The sequence below is a fragment of the Streptomyces sp. NPDC043746 genome (genome assembly GCF_056436485.1).
The window spans coordinates 15,602-38,127 of sequence record NZ_JBWKCM010000014.1 but is presented as its reverse complement, the minus strand read 5'-3'; the positions used below and the strand labels follow the sequence as shown (position 1 = coordinate 38,127).

Sequence of the window (22,526 nt, the reverse complement as noted above, 5' to 3'; positions counted from 1 at the left end):
GCCGCGACGACGGCGATCAGGGAGAGGGAGGAGACGACGGGCCGGGCCCGCAGGGTCCACGGCCGCCGCGGCACAGCCCTTACTCACCGGGCTTGATCAGATATCCCGCCCCGCGCCGGGTGTGGATCATCGGCGTCCGTCCGGCGTCGATCTTCTTGCGGAGATAGGAGATGTACAGCTCGACGACGTTGGCCTGGCCGCCGAAGTCGTAGTTCCAGACCCGGTCCAGGATCTGCGCCTTGCTCAGCACCCGGCGCGGGTTGCGCATCAGGAACCGCAGCAGCTCGAACTCCGTGGCGGTCAGGTGGATCGCGTCCCCGCCCCGGCTCACCTCATGGCTGTCCTCGTCGAGCACCAGGTCCCCGACGGTGAGTGTCGACCGGCTGCGCTCCGCCGCGAGCGCCCCGCCCGAGCGGCGGATCAGCCCGCGCAGCCGGGCCACCACCTCCTCCAGGCTGAACGGCTTGGCCACGTAGTCGTCTCCGCCCGCCGTGAGCCCGGCGATCCGGTCCTCCACTCCGTCCCCGGCGGTGAGGAAGAGGACGGGCACGTCGGAGTGGTCGCGCCGGAGCCGGCCCAGGACCGAGAGCCCGTCCGTGTCCGGGAGCATCACGTCCAGGACCACCGCGTCCGGGCGGAAGTCCCTGGCCGCCCGCACGGCCCCGGCCCCGTCACCCGCGGAGCGCACCTCCCACCCCTCGTACCGCAGGGCCATCGAGAGCAGCTCGGCGAGCGGAGCCTCGTCGTCCACGACCAGGACGCGCACGGGCGCACGGTCCGGCCTGAGCACTTCGGTACGCCCCTGGGGCGCGGTCGTCGTCGTCATGGGACCACCCTGTGAGGCGCCCGTGAGAGAAGCCTGACCCGTTTCTGTGAATTGCCTGAGAAAGCAGGTCCCGGCTGTCAGGCGAAGGGCCCGAACAGCCCCTCCGCGTTCCGGTGGCAGACGGCGCGCAGCCACTCGTCCCCCAGCCCGAGCCGCTCCAGGGCCTCCAGCTGGTGGACGTAGGGGTACGGGATGTTCGGGAAGTCCGTCCCGAGCAGGATCCGGTCCCCGAGATCGGCCAGCCGCCCCCGCTCACCGGCCGGGAACGGGGCGAGCCGTTCGCTGAAGTCGGTGAACGCCATCGTCGTGTCGAGCCGCACCTGCGGATACGCCTGCGCCAGTGTCAGGAACTCCCCGTACTCCGGCATCCCCATGTGCGCGACGATCAGCCGCAGCCGGGGATGGCGCGCGAGGAGCCGCCCGACCGGCCCGGGCCCGGTGAACCGCCCCGGCGCGGGCCCGGACCCGCAGTGCGTCACGACGGGCACCCCCGCCTCCGCGAGCAGCCCCCAGACAGGCTCCAGCAGCCGGTCGTTGGGGTCGTACGCGCCCACCTGGAGGTGCGACTTGAAGACCCGCGCCCCGCTCTCGACGGCCTCCTTCACGTACACCTCCACGCCCTCCTCGGGGAAGAAGGTCGCGGTGTGCAGGCAGTCGGGCACCCGGGCGGCGAAGTCGGCGGCCCAGCCGTTGAGCCAGCGGGCCATGCCGGGCTTGTGCGGATAGAGCATGGAGGTGAAGCGGAGCACCCCGAACGACCTGATGAGGGCGAGCCGTTGCTCCTCCTCGTGCCGATAGGTGATCGGCCACTCCAGCCCGGTGAGCGGCCCGACGGAGTCGAAGTAGGCCCAGACCTTGCGCAGGACCCGTTCGGGCATGAAGTGGGTGTGGACGTCGATGATCCCGGGCAGCCCGAGCCGCTCCCGGAACCGCACGACGTCAAGGCCGGCGTCTTGCACACGCAGCTCCTCGCAGGGGCTCGTCGGGCAAGGTCAGAACAACCCACCCTGCACGCCACCGCCCGCGATGTCGATGAGCGGGACCCCTGCTTCGCTCTTCCTCTCCGGGTCCACTGCCGCCAGCTCCCACCCGGTGATCAACCGCGTATCCAGCACGACCACGCCCCCCTCGTCCACCGCAAGGTGAAGATCGGGCCCGGCGGCGGCCACCAGCCGACCCGCGACCACACCCCCGTCGACCAGCTCCCTCACGGCCCGCGTGGCACCGGCCGACCGGTGGAGCCCGAACATCGCCGCATGGTCGACGACTTCAAGCGGAACGGGCTCCAACGACTCGGGCCAGCCGCGCCCTTGCAGCCCCACGGCCCGCCCGTACAGCTCCGCCACCTCGCCGAACCGCTGCCGCTCGCCCGGCAGCTGCCCCCGCACAGCCCGCTTCCGGGCGTACGGGATCCGGTCCGGCACCCCGAGGGCGGCCCGTACCACCTCCTCGGTCCGCCGGGCGGCCATCAGGGGCCCGCGCCCGAGCCAGGCGTACGCCACGGCCCCCTGCTCCCGCAGCCGTGCCCCACCGCGCTCCTCCCGGGTGATGCCGACCTTGACCAGGCCGGGCCCGAACCAGGCGAGATAGACGCGGTACGGACGCGGGTCGTCGACCATGGTGTCGGCGGCCACCGAGTGGGCCCGGTCCAGCCGCGCACACTCCGGGCACCGGGCCCCGGTGGAGCGCGCGGGCACCAGGGCCTTCAGCGGGCACTCGTTCCCCCGGGCCCCCACACAGTGCCGCTCCCCCAGGGCCCGGAACCCGAGCCCGCTCCCGTACGCGAGAACGCTCACCCGCCGCTCCCGCCCCCGGCTCCACCCCAGCTCGGGCCCGCCCCCCGACCACGCGACCCCGGTACACCGCCACCCGAAGGCCACCCGAACTCCGCTCTCTCCGCCACGTCACGCCACACCGGGGCCCGCCCGCCCAGGCTAACGACCGCCAGTGACAACGCCCCCCGGAGCTCCGGGCGCCCCGACGCCCTCGATCCGCCGTCGCATCCCGGCCATGCGGCGGACGAAACGCCGGTTGAACCAGGCCATCCACCCCAGGAACGCCGCCCCGAACCCGATCCCCCACACACCCGCCACCAGATTCCCGGCGGCGAACCAGAGCAGCGGGGTCCCAAGAAGAAGCAGCCCCAGCACCGGGAAGGCCCACCACTGATGGCGCCGCAGCTTCGCCTCCCGGCGCCGGATCAACCGGACCATGGCGGCCTGCTCGGCCGGATCGTCGGGCAGCTCGCCGTTCCTCGCGATCCGGCGCTCCAGCTCCGGCACGCGCGCGGCCTCGGTCCCCACCGCCCGGGCGTCACGGCGTCGGCGCCGCATCACGTACCAGGCCGTGAACCCGGCGTAGACGAGCCCGCCGGCCAGAATCCCGGGCCACCCCGACCACCCGTCGAAGGCCAGCCGGATACCGACCCACACCACGAGCACCAGCAGCCCCACGGCCCACCACTCGTCCTGCCACCTGCGCACCCGGCCGTGCCTGCGCGATCCCATCCCACAACCTCCGAGCCGGGGCGTCCCTCACACCCCGTACTGCTCCGGCTACCCCGTCCAGGTGCGCCGACGCGTGCTCAGGAGCCGTCCGGTTCGCAGGCGGTCCCGTCCTTGTCCCGGTCCAGCTCGGCCCTGTATCCGGGTCTTGCGAACCCCTCAGACGGGACCGCAGGCGCCGCGCCCGCCCCGCCGCCCGTACAGCCGGCAGGCCCCGCCCACCACCAGCGAGAACACCACGAGCAGGACCCCGGCGGCACGGACAGGAATCCACCCGCCTGGCCCGAAAGCCTCATCATGAGGCCCGGCGTGGACGTCGGCCTTCAGGGCACCGGCCCGCCCCTGCCCGCCCGGCCCCCGCCGGAGCTAGGATCCGAACATGGCGCTGACGCAGACGCACATGGACCGGTTCGAGGCCTCCATGCCCCGTCTGGAGTCCATCGCCTACCGGCTGCTCGGCTCGGCGAGCGATGCGGAGGACGCCGTACAGGACACGTTCCTGCGGTGGCAGGCCGCCGACGTCGACCGCATCGAGGTCCCCGAGGCGTGGCTGACCAAGGTCCTCACCAACGTCTGCCTCAACCAGCTCACCTCGGCCCGCGCACGGCGCGAGTCGTACGTGGGCCAGTGGCTGCCGGAGCCGTTGCTCGCCGGGGACCCGATGCTGGGCCCCGCCGACACGGCCGAGCAGCGGGAGTCGGTCTCGTACGCCGTACTCGCCCTCATGGAGCGGCTCTCGCCCAACGAGCGGGTGGTGTACGTACTGCGGGAGGCGTTCGACTACCCGCACCGGAGGATCGCGGAGATGCTCGACATCACCGAGGCCTCCTGCCAGCAGCTCCTCCACCGCGCCAAGAAGCACATCGCGGAGGGCAGGGCCCGTACGGAGATCGACGCGGAGGCCGCCCGGCCGGTCGTCGAGGAGTTCCTCGCCGCCGCGACCAGCGGGCGGACCGAACCGCTCGTACGGCTCCTGACCTCGGACGCCATCGCAGTGGGCGACGGCGGCGGAAAGGTGCCGGCCCGCACCAAGGCGTTCGAGGGGGCCGTGGCGGTCGCGAAGTTCATGCGGGGCCTGTTCAAGCCCGGCAAGGCCAAGCGAGACCTGCTGGGCGGCTCCGCCGAGATCCACGCGACGACCGCCAACGGCTCCCCCGCGCTGGTGGCGGTGGTCGACGGCCGGGTCGTGGGCATCCTGTGCCTGGAGGTCACGGCGGAGGGCATCGCCGCGTTCCGCAGCCAGGCCAACCCCGACAAGCTGGAGCGCGCCACGAGGCGGTGGGCGGCCACGGAGCACGGGGACCCCCTGTTCCACGCCTTCTGAGCCGTCCGCGTGACGCAGCTCACACTCCACTCCTGTCAGAAATCGACGGGCTGCCCGGTTCAAGGGGCGAAGCCGCGTGAGACAGGAGTACACGTCATGCAGCACGGACACGGACACCGACAGCACCGCATCGTCGTCATCGGGGCGGGATACACCGGAGCGACCGCCGCCGGTCGCCTCGCCAGGCGGCTGCCCCGCGAGGATGTCGCCATCACCCTCGTCGACGCCGAGCCGGACTTCGTCGAGCGGGTCAGGATGCACCAGCTGGCGGTCGGGCAGGAGCTCAGGCCCCGCCCGTTCAGCGAGATGTTCGCGGGTACGGGGGTGCGGCTGCGGCTCGCGAGGGTCACGGCCGTCGACGCGGACCGCAGGACCGTATCGATCACAGGGGCCGGGGCATCCGAGGCCGCCGGGAACGGCCGGGGCACCAGGAACACCGGAACCGGTGGGACCGCCTCCGAGGCAACCGGCGGAACCGACAGGCCCACCGGAACCGTCGGCGCCGCCTCCGAGACGACCGGCGTCGAGGAACTCCCGTACGACACCCTCGTGTACGCCCTCGGCTCCACCTGGGCCACCCACGACGTCCCCGGAGTCGACGAGCACGCCCACGACATCGCGGGCCGCCCCGGCGCCCTCCGGCTGCGCGAACGCCTGGCCGCCCTGGGCGCCGGGCAGCCCGTGGTCGTCGTGGGCGGCGGGCTCACCGGCCTGGAGGCGGCAACCGAGATCGCCGAGGCCCGCCCCGACCTCAAGGTCACCCTCGCCGCCCGAGGCGCCCTGGGCGACTGGCTCTCCCCCAAGGGCGCCCGCCACCTGCGGAAGGTCATGGCCGGCCTGTGCATCACGGTGCGCGAGAACACGACGGTCACCGGGGTGGAGGCCGACCACATCACCACCACGGAAGGCGACATGCCCGCGTCGGTCACGGTCTGGACGACCGGCTTCACGGCCCACCCGATCGCGCGGGCGACCACGCTGAAGACCGACGCCACGGGCCGGATCGAGGTTGACGGCACCATGCGCTCGCTCTCCCACCCGGACGTGTACGCCATCGGCGACGCGGCCCTGGCACAGGGCCCCGGCGACAAGCCGCTCCGCATGTCGTGCGCCTCGGGCGTGCCCATGGCCTGGCAGGCCGCCGACTCGATCGCGGCCCGCCTGACCGGCACCAAGTCCCCCACCATTCCGCGGCGTTACTTCAACCAGTGCATCTCGCTGGGCCGCAAGGAGGGCCTGATCCAGTACGTCACCGCCGACGACCGCGCCCGCACCGCCGCCCTGACCGGCCGCCTGGCCGCGCTCTACAAGGAGCTGGTCTGCAAGGGCGCGGCCTGGGGCGTGGCCAACCCGACCCTGGCCGTCCCCACCCGCCGCCGCCCCCTCGTCGTCAAGCCCACTCCGACGCCGGCTCCCACGTCGGCACCGGCGGACGCCACAACCGCTTGAGGTTCCGCCCCAGGGTCCCCCGGAGACGCTCCACATCCGCGGGATCCTGGGCGCCCCGCTCGGACAACACGGCCACTCCGGCCGAGCGTTCACGACCTCAGAGCACGAAGAGCACCACGGGAGCGCAACGGCCGGCAGCATCACCACCGCCACCCGCCCCCACCCCGCCGCCCTCGTCGACGCCCGCTCCGGCTCCGTGACGCTCTCCAGCAGGCCCCGCCCACAATCCCCGTGAGCAGGGCCTTCAGGCTTCGGTACAGTACTGCCGCAGTCGGCCTCGGAGAGACTCGTAGCGGGAGAGCTGTGGACCTGACGGAAGCTCTGGACAAGGCAGTGTCCGCCCTGAAGGCCCCTCTGGAACCGAAGGACCGCGAGCAGGGCTGGACGGACGACCTGCGGCGGGAGATCCAGGAAGAGATCTCGACCCACCGCTCCGCCCTACGCCGCCACGGCCCCTGGATGGCCCACTACCTGCGCCCCCGCCTCGACGCGTGGATGGCACGGGAGGGCGTACGGCCGGGACGCCTCCACGATGTGGTCATGAACGCGCAGACCCGCATCACCGACGTGCACACCTGAATCCCGCCGCCTCCCCGGCCGACTCTGCGATGCTGAACACCCTGATCGAGAGGGGCCGCAGCGATGCAATGGAAGATCCACGGGGAACGCCCGGTCTACGAGAACCACTGGGTGGACCTGTGGGTCACCGACATCGAGACCCCGGACGGAAACCGCTTCGACCACCACGTCGTCAGGCTCCGGAACCTGGCCGTGGCCGCCGTCGTCAACGAGCGCCACGAGGTCCTCATGATGTGGCGCCACCGCTTCATCACCGATACCTGGGCCTGGGAACTGCCCATGGGCCTGGTGGAACAGGACGAGACCCCGGCGGAGGCAGCAGCCCGCGAAGTCCTGGAGGAAACCGGCTGGCGCCCCGGCCCGATCAAGCCGCTCATCTACGCCGAACCGGCCAACGGCATCACCGACTCGCAGCACCACCTCTTCCGCGCCGACGGAGCCACGTACGAAGGCCCCCCGACCGAGCGGAACGAGTCGGACCGCATCGAGTGGATCCCCCTGGCCGACATCCGGGCCATGGTCGACCGCCGCGAAATCGTCAGCAGCGGATCCCTGGTCGGCCTGCTCTACATCCTCATGGACGAGGCAATCCGCTGACCCGAGGGCGCTCCAGCACGTCCCGGGCCGAGCACGTCCACTCGTCTGACGAACAGGCGGTAGGCCGACTGCCCGGGTCACGGCTGGTTGAACGGCAATCCGCGGCGACCGGTGCGGACTTGGCGTGCACCCCGCTCCCACTGGCCGTGCCCGTCGTGGGGCAGCTGTCGGGGTTCTTCACGGATCTGGCTGCCCGCCTCTCGGGCTTTTGCGGCGCGAGCGGGCGGGGGCCGCTGCGGGCGGGGGCGGAGACATGGAGCCAGCGGGCCGCCTTGATCCAGTAAAGAAACTTCGGACGCGTGGGCGGTACCGGCTGACACGGTTGCCGTACTTCGCTGCCGTACGGGCAACGCGAGAGGCCCCCGGGATCTCTCCTGGGGGCCTCTGGCCTGCTGTGCACTCGGCAGGACTCGAACCTGCAACCTTCTGATCCGCAGGATCGGGCAGCCCCTCGGGAGGGTAGCCCGCCTCCTCCCGGAGTGATCGCCGGTGGCGGTGATCATCGGCCTCTGTGTGCCGTCGTTGCCGTCAGGGTTGCCGTCAATTACGGATCACTGATGGCTGCACCGCCGTGCAAGCGGAAGGTTTCACAGAACCTCTGGCCACGGATATTCTCCGGCAATGTCGAATCAGTCAGTGGCAGCGGGAGTCACTCTCGCCGGTGTAATGGCGCACTGCGGCGGAAGCCCGGTCGGCGCCGTGGAGTTTCTGGTGGGAGCGATAGCCTCCGCGCCGGCGGCCCCGGAGCCCTATGCGGCCCTCGCCGAGTTGTGGCAGGACCGGCGCTCAGAGCTGAAGAAGGGCCTCGAAGGAGACGGCTCCTTGAGCGCTGTGCTGGCACAGGCGTACTTCCTGTTCCTCGACGGGGACATGGACGACGCGGTGATGGCCCTTGGCTCGGTCACGGGGGTGCGGCCCGACGTGGCCTGGGGCAGCGCCCCCTGGTTCGGCGATCCGCGGTTCCTCGGCGTGGTGAGTGCCGAGGCGTTGGCGGAGGCGTGTCTGCGAGCGTTGGACTACGGCCACGACCTGGATACCGAAGAGATGCGGGAGCGGTTCACGCCCTGGTTCCATGCCCTCGACGTGATCTCCGAACGCAGTCCTGTACCGGAGTCGCTGGCTGCTATGGCCCGGCTGCCCCGGGCCTGCGGCCGCTACGAGCTGGCTTTCGCCCTCTGTGACCGCGCCGATGCCGTCGATCGGGTCATGTGGACTGCGGTCGCGCGAGCGAACACTTGGCGGGCGATGGGCGACCTGGACCAGGCTGCGGCGGCCTTCGAACAGGCCCTGGCGCTGGACGCCACCAACTGGTCCCTCTACCTGGACCTTGCCGACGTGCGTGCCTTGCAGGCCGACTTCGCCGCAGCGGTGGCCCTCGTCGAACAGGGCCTGCGACACGAACCCCATGAAGCCTCCCTGCGCGCAGCGGGTGCCGCCTATCGCGCACGCCTGTCCGGCTCGTCCGACGACCTGCGGGCGCTGATCGACCTGGCGCCGGAACTCGCGAACACCTCGTACCGGAACCTGCTGATCGACTACGCGTGCGCGGGGCCGGAGCTGCCCCGGAGACTCGTGGCCAAGGCCCGCCGCATCAGCAAGCGCTGAACACACCACGCTCAATGATTGCCGTGAACCGGAGCGGAACTCCGTGCCCACGGCAGTCATCCACGCTGCAAGGTCCTCCCACGGATACTGGCCCTGGCCAAGCCCGGTTTCCCGTCGGGCGGCCTGGCCCTGTCACGCTCCTCGCCATGCGTTGGTCACGTCAGGCGTACTTGGCCACGGTGTACGCAGTCGGCCCGACGAGGCCGACTCCGGAGCCATCGATCATGTCCAGGATCTCGAAGCCGACACGCTCCGCGTACTGTTCGAGCTCGCGCGGGAAGAGGACGCGTCTCCATCGCTCAGGCCGGGATGAGGGCGAGGCCGTGACGAATGGAAGAAGCGTGGCTGAGACCGGCAGGTGGTTGCTGGAAGCACACGTGACGGGTGCTCGTTCGACGCACCCGCCGCCGTGGCTGACTCTCGGTGTCTCAGGTCAGGACCCCTCTCCAACTCGACAACGTAGAAACGGGGTTGACGTAGCACCCGTGTGCGAGCACGTCAACTACCCCGGTACCTTGGGCACCGGGTTCCTGACTGGAATTCCACGACCGGACCACGCGGAATGCTGTCCAGGCTGAGGGGTGCTCCGGTCTTTGGTTGTTGGGAGTCAGCTCAGGGCTGTGCCCACCTCGTAGATGGTTGGCCGATCCTCCGGGGCATGGCTGAGCATCGCGTCGATCAGCTCGCCCAGCGGACCGGGAGCCTTCACGGGCCGGCGCTTGCCGTTCGCCACCGCCTCTCTCTGGATGGGGCGCGGAGCGTCGTCCGGATACTCCATGGCTCGCCACCCGGTGGTGGAGATGAGGAGAGACGCGCCGAGTCCGTAGACGTCGGCTTCCTGCGTGGGTTCGGCCTCTCCGGTCGCGAGCACGCTGCGCGCGATCTCCGGAGCCTCGTAGTGGACGAGGCAGCCGCGGAACGGGAAGTCGTACCCCTCGGGTACGTGCCCGCCCCGGGCAAGAGCGAGGTCGATGAGGTGCGTCCGCTCCGGCCCGACGATGAAGTGGGCGGGCTGTACGTCACCGTGCGCCCAGCCCTTGGCGTGGAGTTCGGCCAGCGCCTCGACACAGCCCAGGGCGTCGCCGGTGTGCGGTTCGAAAGGCGAGTCCTTTGCGCGGCAGGACTCCCACAGTCGGTAGAGGTCCGGCCCCTCGTGCCACGGCTGGAGGTTCCACGTTCCGCGCTCCCACTCGCCGTACGCCAGGTCATCCAGGCCGAGGCGATGCAGCACGGCCCCCTCGCGTGCGGGTGCGAGCGCGGTCCAGGGCTGGGCGGGCCAGTCGGCTGTGGCCTCGATCGGATGACCGAGCTTCACGGCGTAGCGACCCCGATGGCTCTCCACCTCCCAGACCGTGGAGCCCCGGCGGTCCACCACCAGGCGCTGAGCCGTAGGCATGAGGGCGTCTAGCACCACGATCGGCAGTTCAGGGGGTGACCCGGACAACGTCTCTTCTCCTTCCGGTTCCGGCGAACGCGGCCGGCCACGACTCGTGGTCGGCCGCGTCGCTGCTGTCGTGTGCTACGCCTGACCGTACGGTCGGCCGCAGTCCGAGTCGCACTGCGCGAGGTTGGTGCCGTCCACGGTCCACAGGTCGTCGAAGACCATGAACCCGGCCGCCTTCATGGCGTGCGCGGAGGCGGCGACCTTCTCCGGGTCACGGGCCCCGCCGCCCGGCGCCGGGTTGTGGTGCAGGAAGCGGCCCGCGTACCGCTCGCACAGGGCCGCGTACTCCTTCGTGTGCAGGATGAGCGCGTGCAGCCCGAGGTCCACGTCGTCCGACGGGACCATGGGAACGGTGGCGGTGGCGGCGGTGACCAAGAAGGCCACGGCCTGGTCCGCGATCCGCTGGGCACGCTCGGGCGACTGCCCGTTGTGGACGACCACGAAGTGGGCGAGGCTTTCGAACAACTCCTCACCAGCCACCGCGCGACCGGTCCTCTGACCGTTCGCCGTTGCCGTCATGCGACTACTCCTTGTGTGTGGCGGTGCGTGGCACTTACCTCCCGCATCGGTCGCTGAGCCACGGCTCAAGGACGACCAGAAGGCGGGCTTGGAAGGCCGGCCCCGAACGGGGACGGGGAGCCGGGGAACTGGCACCCGTTCGGGGCGGCCGGTCTACTGGCCGACGGCGAGAGCCATGCCGATCACCAGGCCGCACGACTCGCTGATCATGACGATGAACAGGACTCCCGCATACCGGCCGACGGCGCGCATCACAGCCCGTCCCGAGTGTTGGCGTTCCGGATGGCCAGACGTGCGCTCAGTTCCTCCCGCGCACTCGGCGTCACGACGTTGTCCGGCATGGCATCCCACTCCGAGCCGCCGCGGATCGGCCGTATCTGCACACGGCCGCCGACCTCGCCCATGACGACGCCGATACGTCCCCTGGCGGTGTCATTCGCCAATTCACCGATGCCTGGTCTGGTCTGCTGGTTGCTCGCCATGCGGACGAGGATCCTGCCGCTCATCAGGACGCCGGAACCTCCGACAAACCCCACTTCGGGACGTCCCGCGTCGGGTGCCGTCCCCGGGTGTTAGGAGAGATTGAGATGCCGAACGAGAGATTACGTGCTGCCATGGCGGCCGGCGGCTGGACGTATGCCGCCCTTGCGGACAAGGCCGAAGTCGATCCCAAGTCCGTTGAAAGATAGGTCAATCTGGGGCGTACGCCGCGCCGTGCCACGGCCATGCTGGCAGCGGAAACACTAGGAGAAGACGTGCACGCTCTATGGCCTGCGCTCCGGCAGGCACGCCCTGCCCGCGCTGTCAGTCCGGAACTTGTGGCTCTCTACGACCAGCGGTCGGACATCCCCACGTCCACCTTCGTGGACATGCTGACCCAGGCGCGCGAGCACATCGACGTGCTGGTGTACGCCGCAGTCTTCCTGCACGAGGCGTACCCGCGGCTCAACGACATGTTGCGAGAGCGAGCGGACGACGGGTGTGCGGTCCGTATCGCGATCGGCGACCCGGACAGTACGAATGTCCAACAGCGCGGCGCGGAAGAGAGGTTCGGCCACGGGATCGAGTCCCGTTGCCGACTCGCCCTCATGCACCACCGCCCGCTTGCCGGGGTACCTGGCATCGAGGTTCGAACCCATGCCACCACGCTCTACAACTCGATCTATCGCGCGGATGACCAGGCACTGGTCAATGCCCATGTCTGGGGCGTGAACGCCTACGGTGCTCCCGTGTGGCATCTCCGGCGCAGCGGGAAGGGCGGCATGTTCGACACCTACGCCAGCAGCTTCGACGCGGTGTGGGGAGCCGCGACGCCGGTACGAGAAGGGTGACCATGGCGCGGACCGAGTACTACGACGACCCAGCGGCACCGGAGCCGAACAGCCTGGTGGTCGCAGCGTCCGCCGTGGTCACCGACGACGATGGGCGCATTCTCCTTCAGCGCCGACGGGACAACGATCTCTGGGCGCTGCCAGGCGGCGGTATGGAGATCACCGACTCACTCCCGGGAACGGCCGTCCGCGAGGTGAAGGAAGAAACCGGTCTGGACGTAGAGATCAGCGGGCTCGTGGGCACGTACACCGACCCTCGCCACGTCATCGCCTACTCGGACGGTGAGGTGCGCAGGCAGTTCAACGTCTGCTTCACCGCCCGCGTGGTCGGGGGCCGGCTCGCGATCTCGGACGAGTCCACGGAGCTGCGGTTCGTCCAGCCGGAAGAGACAACTCAACTGCCGATGCACCACACGCAGCGGCTCCGGATCCGTCACTTCCTGGAGCACCGTGAGCGGCCTTATCTCGGATGATCGAACCTGCGACACCCGTTTCAGGAGCTCGATCGGAGCGTGATCCGGCACGGTCCCTGCTCGATCGGGGGGAGCGTGTTGAGCCGCGCATGGGTTCCTACGTCCGGCGCCGTTGGTGAGGTTCCCCCGCTGATCGTGGTGTGGGACAACGCCAGCACCCACCACGCCAAGGCGTTGCGGGAGTTCTGCGAACGCAATAGCGACTGGCTGACCATCGTCAAACTCCCGCCCTACGCACCCGACCTCAACCCGGTCGAAGGCGTGTGGGCCCACCTGAAGAAGTCCCTGGCCAACCTCGCACCCCGGACGATCGACGACCTCACTCCACTCGTGAAGAACCGCTTGCGCGGCATCCAACGCCGCCCCGAGATCCTCGACGGCTTCATCGCCGAGACTGGACTCGGGCTGGAGCCTCCGTAGCCCTGTCACCTCACCCTTTCAACCTCAGCGTCACACACTGCCGTCAACGCAAAAACCAGAGGCCCTGTGGATTTCTCCACAGGGCCTCTGGTCTGCTGTGCACTCGGCAGGATTCGAACCTGCAACCTTCTGATCCGTAGTCAGATGCTCTATCCGTTAAGCTACGAGTGCTTGGCGTTCCGGGCTTTTCTGCCTGGTCGGCGTTGCGGGAACAACATTACATGACCTGCGCCGTGACGCGAAATCCATTGCCCCCACCGCCTCTGACCTGCGGAAACACCTTTCCGGACGGATCTCCGCCAGCCCCTTGACCACGCCGCGCGCCCGCCCCGAGGGTCAGGAACGGCCGAAGCCCCGTGCCTGGGGCACGGGGCTTCGGGGTGGAGCGGAGGCGGAGGGATTTGAACCCTCGATGGGCTTTAAGACCCAAACCGCATTAGCAGTGCGGCGCCATAGACCGGACTAGGCGACGCCTCCTCCACACACCTCGCGCGGACGCGAGTGGTGCGTGCAGATGATGACACAGTCGACCGTCGTGCCACCAATCGCTGCTCACGTTACTAGCGATGCGGGGGCCAGGGCAAAGCACTTCGGCGTGCTGGCGCAACGTCCGGGCGGGAGGCGCGTTAGAGAGGCGTGGGGCTTCGGCCTCCGTCGGTGGGGCGTGTTCCTCGCCCGCCGCCCTCGCTGAGATTGCCGCGCTAGCGAGATCAGAGCTAGCCGAGATACAGGAGCCCGCATGCTGCGTCGTCTCGCCCTCACCGCCGTCGTCACGCTCGCCGCGGCGAGCGCCACCGCGCCCGCCGCGTCCGCCTCCGGGCACGGCCCGTCCGCACTGCCGACCTCCGGGCCGCTCTCGGCCGTCCAGCCCGCCCTCGGACCGCTGCCCGTGCCGCTGCCGCCGCTCCCCTCGTTCCTGGGCGGGGGCGGCAACGGGGGCCAGGGCGAGCCCGCCGCACGGACCCGGCTCACCGTGACCGTGGAGCGCTCCGGGGTGGCCGGTGCCGACGGGACGTTCGAGCTGACCTGCGGCCCCACCGGGGGGAGCCACCCGGAGCGGCAGGGCGCCTGCGACCGGCTCGCGGAGATCGGGGGCGCACGGGCCGGGCAGGACCTGTTCCGGCCCGCGCCCCAGGGGACCATGTGCACCATGATCTACGGCGGCGACGCCTCCGCCCGCATCGTCGGGACCTGGGAGGGCCGGGCCGTGGACACCACCGTGACCCGGGGCGACGGCTGCGAGATCGCGCGCTGGAACAACCTGGTGCCGGTCCTCCCCGACCTTCGGTAGGGCCCGGCGGGCCACCGGCCGCCGCCCCGCGTCCGCCGACGTCAGGGGCCGGCGGCATACATCGCGCACACAGAACCTTGGTGAGAGCTGCCCCTCATCCGCCGCCCCGGGGCCCGCCCCTGGCCTTAGACTCCTCCAGTGACAGTCCGGGACCCGAGAGGCAGGATGGGGCCGGTTGTCGGCAAGGTGCGGTAATCAGGGAGGAAGCGTCGTCGTGAGCAGCAGGCCGTCCCGAGGCACTGCTCGCCTCGCAGCCATACTCGATGCCCTTCCGGACGGGCTCCTGCTCGTCAACTGCAACGGCACGGTCGTCAACGCCAACGCCATCGCCCTCGAAATGTTCGAGACCCCGGGGACCGCGCTCGTCGGTCGCGGACTGCTCGATCTGCTGCCGGAGTTCGACTCCAGGCTGATCCCGGGATCGATGCGGCGGCCCGACGCCGCGGACGAGCAGGGCAGGACCAAGCCGACGCGCATGATCGCGCGCCGGACCGACGGGCACGAGTACCCGGTCGAGGTCACCAGCGCCGGTCTGGACAGCGGTCAGGCGGCGTACAACGACATCCACTCCAGCTACACCGGCGACGAGCTGCTCATGATCGTCGTACGGGACCTCTCCGGCACCGTCGACACCGAGGCCGAGCTGGCCCGCTCGCAGCGCCAGACCGAGATGATCCTGCGCGCCGCCTCCGAGGGGGTCGTCGGCACCGACACGGACGGGCGCGTCGTCCTCGTCAACCCCGCCGCCGCCCAGATCCTCGGCTTCCGGGCCAGCGACCTCGGCGGCCAGGAGCTGCACCCGCTGATCCTGCACTCACGTGCGGAGGGCGAGCCGTTCCCGTACGAGGAGTCGCCGCTCGCCGACACCCTCAAGTCCGGGCGCAAGCACCGCGTACGCGGCCAGGTGCTCTGGTCCAAGAGCGGCGCCCAGGTGCCGGTGGATCTCACGACCGCGCCGGTACGGGACGGGGACCAGCTCGTCGGCGCGGTGATGACGTTCACCGACCGCCGCCCGTACGAGGAGCTGTCCGCCCAGCACAAGAACGTCGTCGTCGAGCTGGCCAAGAGCCACTCCGACGAGGTCACCGCCCTCAAGGAAGCCCACGCGGCCGAGCTGAAGGCGCTCAAGGAAGCCCACACCGCCGAGCTGGCCGACCGGAGCGAGCGGTACGCCGCCGAGCTGGAGGAGCAGGCCGAGCGGCTCGCCTCCCTCGGCGCCCGGCACTCCCAGCTCACGGCCGTCCTCGGCGGTTCGCTGCGCGGGCCCCTGGAGGAGCTGCGCGGGGAGCTGTCCACGCTCGCCGCAGACCCGGCCGGGCAGCTGTGGCCCGAGGCCAACCAGATCCTGCACCACCTCGCCGCCGGATACGCCCGGATGACCACCCTCGTCGACAACGTCCTGGGCTACCAGCGCCTCGACGCGGGCGTGGAGGGGCTGCACAAGGCCCCCGCGCTGGTCGACGGGATCGTGACGGGCGGCATCGACGGGGCGGTCGAGCTGATCGGGCCCGGGCGCGCCCAGTTCGCCGTGCACGCCCCTCCGATCGAGGCCGAGGTCGACGCCCGTCAGCTCGCCACCGCCCTGGCCCACCTCGTCGCGGACGTCTGCGGTGTCGACTCGACCGGCAAGACCCGGGCCGTCCCCGGGGGCGGTTACGTCGACTCGACCGTCGTCGTGGCCGCCGCCCAGCGCGGCGATGCCGTACGGATCGAGGTCCGCGGGCCGTTCGCCGGGGGAGACCCGGTGCACGAGCCGATCGTCCGCGGCATCGTCCAGGCGCACGGCGGTGTGCTCCAGACCCACGAGATGCCGGGGATGAGCGGCAGCGCGTACGTGCTCGACCTCCCGATCGGCGCCGGTGCGGGCACCATGGCGCCCCCGGAGGCGCCGGTGGACGTACCGGCCGACCCGTCCCCGCCACCCCCGGCCCCGCCCGCCGAGGCCGTCGGGGCGCCGGGCGTCACCAGCGGCGGACGGCGCCGGGCGCGCCGGTCGTCCACCGACGCGTTCCTGGACAGCCCCGGGGCGTCCGAGACCGAGACCCCGGCGGAGGGGGGCCCTGCGGACGGCCCCGGCGCCGAGCCGACCGGGCGGCGCCGGGCCCGCCGTGGACCCGGCGCCCCGGAGGAGCAGGCGGCCCCCGAGCTGATCCCGGCCCAGCAGGGCGAGGGGTCGGGGCGTCGGCGCGGTCGGCCCAGCCCGGCGGAGGCCCAAGCGGTCGGATCCGGAACCGCGGGAGCCGGAACGGTGGAGAACGGAGCGGCGGGGGGCGGTCCCGCCGGTGGTGGTCGCGGCGGTAGCGGGCCGCTGGCCATCGGGGCTGCTCAGGGCGGTCAGGCCGGTGTCGGAGCCGCCGAGGGCGAGCGGGAGACCGCCGCTCCTCAGCAGGCCCGGCCCCAGGCGCCTCAGCCCCAGCGGCAGGCCCTCGCACTGGCGTCGGCCGCGCCCTCCGCGCCGTCCGAGGGGTCCGTGGTCACCGCGGCCGAAGGCGCCCAGGGCGCAGGCCGTCCCCAGCGCGGGCAGACCGTGCCGCCGCAGGGCGTACCGGCCGACCCGCAGCAGCCGGTACCGCCCGCCGGGCGACGGGCGCGGCGTGAGGGCGGCGACCACCGCCCGGCACTCCCTGCCCTCGCGGCCGGCAGCGGCGGTACGGGTGCAGGTCAGGAGCAGGTTCCGGGCAGCCCGAACCAGCCCCTGGAAGAAGCCCACGCACTCAGCCAGGCCCCCGCCCGGGCTCCGGCCGCCCAGGCGGAGCCCCAGGCCCAGCAGCCCGGCGGGCGTCGGGCCCGCCGAGCGCTGGCCGCCGCCCAGGAGCGCGCCGCCGCCGAGGCCGGGCCGCGTACCGCCTTCGCCCTGCCGCCCGCAGACGCGGACCGGGCACCGCTGGACCCGGGCCCCGTCGCCGTACCCGCCCCCGTGCAGGCACCGGGCGCCGCCCCCGTACCACCACCCGGCGAGGACAGCCACCACGAGCGCACCGCTGCCGAGGCTGGTCACACGCCCCCGCAGGCCCACCCCGTGGCCCCGCACGCGCCCCACCACGCCGACTGGCCCGGCACCGGCGTGCCTCCGGCCGGCACAGCCGACGCGGCGCAGGCCCCTGCCCCCGCACCGGCACACACTCCCGCCCCGGCTCCCGCTCCCGCCTCCGACGACCAGCAGTCCTGGGGTGCCGCCGTGCCGCAGGCTCCGGTCCCCGAGGCAGCGCCGCACGGCTCCCGGCCCGCCCCCGACGACCGGTCCTGGGGCGGCAGCGGGCAGACCGCCCACACCACCGGAACCGCGGCGACCGGCCCCGCTCCGCACCCGGCCGACGCGGGAGCGGGCGATCCGGTGCCGGACGCGCGGCGGCAACCGCTGCCCGCCGAGGAGCCGGTACCGGGCGTCAACCCGGACTCCACCCAGGGGCGGGCGTTCAGCGTGCGGACGCTGGGCCAGGGTGTGCCCTTCGCCCAGCACCTCCCCCAGCAGCAGAACCAGCCCAACCAGGCCGTCCAGCCGAGTCGGCCTGCCGCGTCGCAGCAGAGCCTCGGGGGGGCCGGTCGGCGGCGCAAGCTCGCCGCCCCGCCGGAGGGCGAGCGCCCCTCGGCCCAGCCGCCCGCCCCGGCCCCGGCTGCCACTGCCGCCGCTCAGGGCGCGCCCGGCCAGCAGCCCACGGCTCCGACCGCGCCCCGGCACCCGTCCCAGGAGGCGCAGGCCACGGTCTCCGGGGCCGGCCAGTTGCTCGCGCCCGGCGTCCCCGAGGGGCGCGCGTACGCCATAGGGGCGCCCGACGAGGGCGCCGAGGGTCCGGAGCCACTGGACGGGCCCGGGGGCGCGGTCGAGGTCGCCAACCGGCCGCAGCCCCAGCCCCTCGACGACGAGCTGCCGCCCGAGCCTCTGGACAACCCGCGTCGGCTGCTCGTCTGGCCCGCCCCCGACGTACCGACCCAGCAGGCGCTCAGCGACCGCGGCTACCGCCCCGTGATCGTCAACTCCCGCGAGGAGGTCGACGCCCAGATCGCCGCGTTCCCCGCCGCGCTCTTCGTCGACCCGCTGACCGGACCCATCACGCGCAAGGCCCTGCAGTCGCTGCGCCAGGCGGCCGTCGCCGCCGAGGTTCCGGTGCTGGTCACAGCCGGTCTGGGGCAGGCGTCCCGGGAGGCCGCGTACGGAGCCGACCCGGCCGTCCTCCTCAAGGCCCTGGCCCCCCGCGACAGCGAGCAGCACCCGCCCCGCGTCCTCCTGATCGAGGAGCACGCGGAGATCGCGGGGGCGCTGGAACAGACCCTGGAACGGCGCGGGATGCAGGTCGCCCGCGCGGCGACCGACAGCGAGGCCGTCGATCTGGCGGGCCGGATGCGGCCGAACCTGGTGGTCATGGACCTCATGCAGGTACGCCGTCGGCGCGCCGGGATCATCGACTGGCTGCGCGCCAACGGGCAGCTCAACCGCACCCCGCTGGTCGTCTACACCTCGGCAGGCCTGGACCCCTCGGAGCTGCCGCGGCTGGCTTCCGGGGAAACCGTCCTGTTCCTGGCGGAGCGGTCCACGAGCGACGAGGTGCAGGCCCGGATCGTCGACCTGCTGGCGAAGATAGGGACCAACTGACCGCACAGAGCAGGGCGGGAGCGGTACGGAGTTCCCGTACCGCCCCCGCCCTGTTTCACGTGAAACAAGCGCCCCGGTGTCTCAGAGCTGGGTGACCTCCAGCTCCCCGTCCGCGTACTGCTTCCGGATCACCTTCTTGTCGAACTTGCCGACGCTCGTCTTCGGCACCGCCGGGATCACCGACCACCGCTCCGGCAGCTGCCACTTGGCGATGCCCGAATCGGCGAGGAACACCCTCAGCGCCTCGTAGTCGGCCCCCGTGGTGCCCTCCTTGAGGACCACCGTCGCGAGCGGCCGCTCGCCCCACTTCTCGTCCGGCACGGCGACGACGGCGGCCTCCGCGACGTCCGGGTGGGCCATCAAGGCATTTTCCAGCTCAACGCTGGAAATCCACTCTCCCCCGGACTTGATGACGTCCTTGGCCCGGTCGGTGAGGGTGAGGTAGCCGTCGGTGCTGATCACTCCGACGTCACCGGTCTTCAGCCAGCCGTCCTCGCTGAACTTGTCCTCGGGGCGCAGGTGCTCGCCGTCGGACCCGCCGTAGTACGCGGCGGCGATCCAAGGGCCGCGTACCTCCAGCTCGCCGGCCGACTCGCCGTCCCACGGCAGGTGCTCGCCCGCCGGGCCGACCAGCCGGGCCTCCACACCGGCCGGGAAGCGGCCCTGGGTGATGCGGTACGGCCACTCCTCCTCGGCGCTCAGCCCGGCGGGCGGGTGGGCCATCGTGCCCAGCGGCGAGGTCTCCGTCATGCCCCAGGCATGGCAGAGCCGGACGCCGAGCTTGTCGTACGCCTCCATCAGCGAGGGCGGACAGGCCGCGCCACCGATGGTCACGTTGGCCATGGAGGAGAGATCGCGCGGGTTGGCGGTGACCTCGGCGAGAAGGCCCTGCCAGATGGTGGGGACGGCAGCGGCGTGTGTGGGACGCTCGCGCTCGATCATCTCGGCGAGCGGGGCGGGCTGGAGGAAGCGGTCCGGCATCAGCATGTTGACGCCGCTCATGAACGTGGCGTGCGGGAGCCCCCACGCGTTCACATGGAATTGAGGGACCACGACCAGCGTGGTGTCCTTGTCGGTCAGCCCCATCGACTCCGACATGTTGACCTGCATGGAGTGCAGGTAGATCGAGCGGTGGGAGTAGACGACGCCCTTGGGGTCCCCGGTGGTGCCGGAGGTGTAGCACATGGCGGCGGCCTGGCGTTCGTCCAGCTCCGGCCAGTCGTACGTGGTCGGGCGGCCCGCGATCAGCTCCTCGTAGTCGTGCACGCGCGGCCCCACCCCGTCGAGCGCCGAGCGGTCGCCGGGGCCGGAGACGACCACGTGCTCGATGCTCGGCAGGTGGGGCAGGAGCGGTACGAGGAGCGGCAGCAGGGTGCCGTCCGCGATGACCACCTTGTCGTCGGCGTGGTTGACGATCCAGGCGAGCTGCTCGGGCGGCAGCCGGAGGTTGAGGGTGTGGAGCACGGCGCCCATGGAGGGGATCGCGAGGTACGCCTCGACGTGGACGGCGTTGTTCCACATGAGGGTCGCAATACGCTGGTCGCCGTCGACGCCCAGCTCGTCGCGGAGCGTGTTGGCCAGCTGGGTTGCGCGGGTGCCGATCTCGGCGAAGGTGCGGCGGTGCGGCTCGGCTTCGCCGGTCCAGGTCGTGACCTGCGACTTCCCATGGATCGTCATCCCGTGGTGCAGGATGCGGGTGACAGTCAGCGGTACGTCCTGCATGGTGCTCAGCACGGCGTCCTCCCGGTGGGCGCTACGCGGCAGTAGGGTTGCGCTGATTCTGCGCACATACCACGCGGTATGTCACTACTCGCGGGAGGAAATTCCTGCCGGGGGCCGCGCCCCCGCGGTACGGAACGCGCTCGGAGCACGAAGCCGTCGGGACGGGGATTCAGCGCACCGGGGCCAGCTCCGGGTCCTCGCGGAGCTTGCCGAGGGCGCGGGAGACGGCGCTCTTCACCGTACCGACCGAGACGCCCAGCACCTCGGCCGTCTGGGCCTCGCTGAGGTCTTCGTAGTACCGCAGGACCACCATCGCGCGCTGGCGGTCCGGGAGCTTGAGCACCGCGCGCCACATCGCGTCGTGCAGCGACTGCTCCTCGGCCGGGTCGGGCGCCGGGGTGCCGCCCTGCTCCGGCAGCTCCTCGCAGGCGAACTCGTCGACCTTGCGCTTGCGCCACTGCGAGGTCCGGGTGTTCAGCAGGGCCCGGCGGACATAGCCGTCGAGCGCCCGGTGGTCCTCGATCCGCTCCCAGGCGACGTACGTCTTGGCGAGCGCGGTCTGCAGCAGGTCCTCCGCGTCGCACGGGTTCGCGGTGAGCGAGCGTGCGGTGCGCAGCAGGACCGGGCCCCGAGCCCGGACGTACGAGGAGAACGACGCGTACGGCGTGTGCGCGTGGTGGCCGGCGGCGGTGGCGGAAGCCGCCCTGCGGGCGCCTGTGCAGACTGGCGTGGTCATGTACTCAACGCTAGGAGCGGGGCCCGCTCGGGGGATCGCCCCCAGGTCGCGAAGCCCCGTCCGCCTCAGGTTGTAGGCGTGGTCCGCCCTCCACCTCCTGAAGGCGGACGGGCCACCGTCCGGCCTTAAGGGTCCCCCCGCCCCACCTCAGGGTCCGTACGCGGGCGGCTCAACCGCCAGCCCCCGGGATCAGCCCGGACGCCGGGGCCCCCTACCGGCCGCGGCCAGGGCTCCAGCCGCTCCCGCCACCTGGTTCACGGGGTGCCGCGGAGCCGCCGGACGGGCTCCGCGATGCCGTTCATCCCGTGGAGGTACGCCTCCCCCGGCCGGCCCCCGTGGGTGTTCAGGGCAGCGTGTCCGCCGCGACGAAAGCCCGCCCTCCCCTGGCCGCAGAATCCGAACGCTTCCAGCTGCATCAGGACGAACAGCGTGAAGTGGTCGCAGAGGATTCCCCCATCGATGCCGGCCGCCGACAGCCCCGCGCCGCACCAGAGCTGCCGGGCGACCACCCTCGTCTCCGGCGGCCCGGTCAGCCCGTCGCGGGCGAAGCTCGTCATCTGCTCCTGCGACCGGCTCGCCCCCTGCGCAGCCGCCACGACGACGGCGGGCGACCGGCGCAGACCGCGGGCGCACTCCACACACCTCCACCGGCGGGGCGAGGTGCACGGAGACCTCCCAGGACACGGATCACCACACCTGACCGTTTCCGATGGCTCATCAGGTTCATGTCCGCTGTCAAGGCCGCGCGCAACGGCGACAGCCCGTACGGGGCACCGAAGTGCCGTCGCACGGGCTGTCGTTCAGACTTCCGGGGCCCACCCCCCGGAAGACCCCGGAAGCCTGATCACCGAGGAGGAGCCCTCCTCGGAGCCGTCCCCTCCGGAGCCACCAGAGGGAGGGGGTGAAGTTCACGGCGACGCTGCGGTCCGACTGGTCGATGGCGGTGAAGGCCGAGCGGCCGACCTGGGCCGAGGTGTTCTGGTTCGAGGCGCCGGGGCCCACGGCCTGCTGCTGGGCGGCCGAGGAGCTGCCGGTGGGGGGGGGGGGGGGGGGGGGGGGGAGGGAGGGGGGGGGGGGGGGGGGGGGGTGGGGGGTGGGGGGGGGGGGGGGGTCGG

General features: G+C 71.8%; 20 protein-coding genes, 2 tRNA genes and 2 pseudogenes. 10 read left to right on the top strand and 14 right to left on the bottom strand.

Going from position 1 to position 22,526, the window contains the following annotated elements; translation table 11 throughout:
- Positions 1–79: 79 nt before the first annotated feature.
- The 5 genes from AC0682_RS17040 to AC0682_RS17020 form a co-directional block, all read right to left on the bottom strand.
- Positions 80–826, bottom strand: coding sequence for a response regulator transcription factor (locus AC0682_RS17040; RefSeq protein WP_478533631.1), 747 nt, complete (start codon positions 824–826; stop codon positions 80–82).
- Between the two features lie 77 nt (positions 827–903).
- On the bottom strand, positions 904–1,785 hold the full coding sequence (locus AC0682_RS17035; protein ID WP_478533629.1) for an amidohydrolase family protein: 882 nt from the start codon (positions 1,783–1,785) through the stop codon (positions 904–906).
- Positions 1,786–1,818: 33 nt separating this feature from the next.
- Positions 1,819–2,706 (bottom strand): DUF2797 domain-containing protein, encoded by an 888-nt coding sequence (locus tag AC0682_RS17030; RefSeq protein ID WP_478533628.1) that lies wholly within the window; start codon positions 2,704–2,706, stop codon positions 1,819–1,821.
- Between the two features lie 54 nt (positions 2,707–2,760).
- Entirely contained in the window at positions 2,761–3,333 is a 573-nt protein-coding gene (locus tag AC0682_RS17025; RefSeq protein ID WP_478533626.1) for a hypothetical protein, read from the bottom strand.
- A 77-nt stretch (positions 3,334–3,410) separates the two neighbouring features.
- The gene (locus AC0682_RS17020) at positions 3,411–3,626 is read right to left on the bottom strand and encodes an excalibur calcium-binding domain-containing protein (protein ID WP_478533749.1); all 216 of its coding nucleotides are present in this window, start codon (positions 3,624–3,626) and stop codon (positions 3,411–3,413) included.
- Positions 3,627–3,709: 83 nt separating this feature from the next.
- Here AC0682_RS17020 and sigJ point away from each other — a divergent pair, with 83 nt between their 5' ends.
- From sigJ to AC0682_RS16995, 5 genes are all read left to right on the top strand, one after another.
- Positions 3,710–4,654 carry an RNA polymerase sigma factor SigJ gene (sigJ, locus tag AC0682_RS17015; protein ID WP_478533625.1) on the top strand — a complete coding sequence of 315 codons (945 nt, stop codon included), beginning with the start codon at positions 3,710–3,712 and terminating at the stop codon, positions 4,652–4,654.
- Positions 4,655–4,750: 96 nt separating this feature from the next.
- Complete coding sequence (locus AC0682_RS17010; RefSeq protein WP_478533623.1) at positions 4,751–6,103, top strand: NAD(P)/FAD-dependent oxidoreductase; 1,353 nt, start codon at positions 4,751–4,753, stop codon at positions 6,101–6,103.
- Between the two features lie 303 nt (positions 6,104–6,406).
- Complete coding sequence (locus AC0682_RS17005) at positions 6,407–6,682, top strand: hypothetical protein (protein WP_478533622.1); 276 nt, start codon at positions 6,407–6,409, stop codon at positions 6,680–6,682.
- Between the two features lie 63 nt (positions 6,683–6,745).
- Entirely contained in the window at positions 6,746–7,279 is a 534-nt protein-coding gene (locus AC0682_RS17000; protein ID WP_478533620.1) for an NUDIX hydrolase, read from the top strand.
- Positions 7,280–7,900: 621 nt separating this feature from the next.
- Positions 7,901–8,884, top strand: coding sequence for a tetratricopeptide repeat protein (locus AC0682_RS16995; RefSeq protein ID WP_478533619.1), 984 nt, complete (start codon positions 7,901–7,903; stop codon positions 8,882–8,884).
- Positions 8,885–9,044: 160 nt separating this feature from the next.
- Here AC0682_RS16995 and AC0682_RS16990 read toward each other — a convergent pair.
- From AC0682_RS16990 to AC0682_RS16975, 4 genes and pseudogenes are all read right to left on the bottom strand, one after another.
- Positions 9,045–9,176: pseudogene (locus AC0682_RS16990) on the bottom strand (SAM-dependent methyltransferase); the annotation flags it as partial.
- 315 nt (positions 9,177–9,491) lie between these two features.
- Complete coding sequence (locus AC0682_RS16985) at positions 9,492–10,328, bottom strand: protein kinase family protein (RefSeq protein ID WP_478533617.1); 837 nt, start codon at positions 10,326–10,328, stop codon at positions 9,492–9,494.
- Between the two features lie 75 nt (positions 10,329–10,403).
- Positions 10,404–10,847, bottom strand: a complete 444-nt coding sequence (locus AC0682_RS16980; protein ID WP_478533615.1) for a glycine-rich domain-containing protein — start codon at positions 10,845–10,847, stop codon at positions 10,404–10,406.
- A 251-nt stretch (positions 10,848–11,098) separates the two neighbouring features.
- Entirely contained in the window at positions 11,099–11,329 is a 231-nt protein-coding gene (locus AC0682_RS16975; RefSeq protein WP_478533613.1) for a hypothetical protein, read from the bottom strand.
- 105 nt (positions 11,330–11,434) lie between these two features.
- On the opposite strand from AC0682_RS16975, the pseudogene AC0682_RS16970 reads away from it, so the two are divergent.
- The 3 genes and pseudogenes from AC0682_RS16970 to AC0682_RS16960 all read left to right on the top strand — a co-directional run bounded on the left by AC0682_RS16970 (position 11,435) and on the right by AC0682_RS16960 (position 13,071).
- Positions 11,435–12,178 (top strand): annotated as a pseudogene (locus AC0682_RS16970) (XRE family transcriptional regulator).
- Positions 12,179–12,180: 2 nt separating this feature from the next.
- On the top strand, positions 12,181–12,651 hold the full coding sequence (locus AC0682_RS16965; RefSeq protein ID WP_478533611.1) for an NUDIX domain-containing protein: 471 nt from the start codon (positions 12,181–12,183) through the stop codon (positions 12,649–12,651).
- Positions 12,652–12,786: 135 nt separating this feature from the next.
- Positions 12,787–13,071: a transposase gene (locus AC0682_RS16960; protein ID WP_478533610.1), complete on the top strand. Its 285-nt coding sequence runs from the start codon at positions 12,787–12,789 to the stop codon at positions 13,069–13,071.
- Between the two features lie 98 nt (positions 13,072–13,169).
- Here AC0682_RS16960 and AC0682_RS16955 read toward each other — a convergent pair.
- A tRNA-Arg gene (locus tag AC0682_RS16955) sits at positions 13,170–13,242 on the bottom strand.
- A gap of 215 nt (positions 13,243–13,457) precedes the next feature.
- A tRNA-Ser gene (locus AC0682_RS16950) sits at positions 13,458–13,548 on the bottom strand.
- A 262-nt stretch (positions 13,549–13,810) separates the two neighbouring features.
- On the opposite strand from AC0682_RS16950, the gene AC0682_RS16945 reads away from it, so the two are divergent.
- Positions 13,811–14,362: an SSI family serine proteinase inhibitor gene (locus AC0682_RS16945; RefSeq protein ID WP_478533609.1), complete on the top strand. Its 552-nt coding sequence runs from the start codon at positions 13,811–13,813 to the stop codon at positions 14,360–14,362.
- A gap of 214 nt (positions 14,363–14,576) precedes the next feature.
- Positions 14,577–18,953, top strand: coding sequence for a response regulator (locus AC0682_RS16940; RefSeq protein WP_478533607.1), 4,377 nt, complete (start codon positions 14,577–14,579; stop codon positions 18,951–18,953).
- Between the two features lie 81 nt (positions 18,954–19,034).
- Here AC0682_RS16940 and AC0682_RS16935 read toward each other — a convergent pair whose 3' ends face one another.
- The 3 genes from AC0682_RS16935 to AC0682_RS16925 all read right to left on the bottom strand — a co-directional run bounded on the left by AC0682_RS16935 (position 19,035) and on the right by AC0682_RS16925 (position 21,968).
- Positions 19,035–20,687, bottom strand: a complete 1,653-nt coding sequence (locus AC0682_RS16935; protein ID WP_478533605.1) for a long-chain fatty acid--CoA ligase — start codon at positions 20,685–20,687, stop codon at positions 19,035–19,037.
- A 157-nt stretch (positions 20,688–20,844) separates the two neighbouring features.
- On the bottom strand, positions 20,845–21,411 hold the full coding sequence (locus AC0682_RS16930) for a SigE family RNA polymerase sigma factor (RefSeq protein WP_478533603.1): 567 nt from the start codon (positions 21,409–21,411) through the stop codon (positions 20,845–20,847).
- Positions 21,412–21,665: 254 nt separating this feature from the next.
- Complete coding sequence (locus AC0682_RS16925; protein ID WP_478533601.1) at positions 21,666–21,968, bottom strand: thiolase C-terminal domain-containing protein; 303 nt, start codon at positions 21,966–21,968, stop codon at positions 21,666–21,668.
- Positions 21,969–22,526 lie beyond the last annotated feature (558 nt).

Bases quoted from the DNA above. Each gene is read 5' to 3' on its own strand.
- AC0682_RS17040 (WP_478533631.1), bottom strand. From the start codon at position 826: ATGACGACGACGACCGCGCCCCAGGGGCGTACCGAAGTGCTCAGGCCG.
- AC0682_RS17025 (WP_478533626.1), bottom strand. From the start codon at position 3,333: ATGGGATCGCGCAGGCACGGCCGGGTGCGCAGGTGGCAGGACGAGTGG.
- AC0682_RS17020 (WP_478533749.1), bottom strand. From the start codon at position 3,626: ATGAGGCTTTCGGGCCAGGCGGGTGGATTCCTGTCCGTGCCGCCGGGG.
- sigJ (WP_478533625.1), top strand. From the start codon at position 3,710: ATGGCGCTGACGCAGACGCACATGGACCGGTTCGAGGCCTCCATGCCC.
- AC0682_RS17010 (WP_478533623.1), top strand. From the start codon at position 4,751: ATGCAGCACGGACACGGACACCGACAGCACCGCATCGTCGTCATCGGG.
- AC0682_RS17000 (WP_478533620.1), top strand. From the start codon at position 6,746: ATGCAATGGAAGATCCACGGGGAACGCCCGGTCTACGAGAACCACTGG.
- AC0682_RS16995 (WP_478533619.1), top strand. From the start codon at position 7,901: ATGTCGAATCAGTCAGTGGCAGCGGGAGTCACTCTCGCCGGTGTAATG.
- AC0682_RS16980 (WP_478533615.1), bottom strand. From the start codon at position 10,847: ATGACGGCAACGGCGAACGGTCAGAGGACCGGTCGCGCGGTGGCTGGT.
- AC0682_RS16975 (WP_478533613.1), bottom strand. From the start codon at position 11,329: ATGGCGAGCAACCAGCAGACCAGACCAGGCATCGGTGAATTGGCGAAT.
- AC0682_RS16965 (WP_478533611.1), top strand. From the start codon at position 12,181: ATGGCGCGGACCGAGTACTACGACGACCCAGCGGCACCGGAGCCGAAC.
- AC0682_RS16945 (WP_478533609.1), top strand. From the start codon at position 13,811: ATGCTGCGTCGTCTCGCCCTCACCGCCGTCGTCACGCTCGCCGCGGCG.
- AC0682_RS16930 (WP_478533603.1), bottom strand. From the start codon at position 21,411: ATGACCACGCCAGTCTGCACAGGCGCCCGCAGGGCGGCTTCCGCCACC.
- AC0682_RS16925 (WP_478533601.1), bottom strand. From the start codon at position 21,968: ATGACGAGCTTCGCCCGCGACGGGCTGACCGGGCCGCCGGAGACGAGG.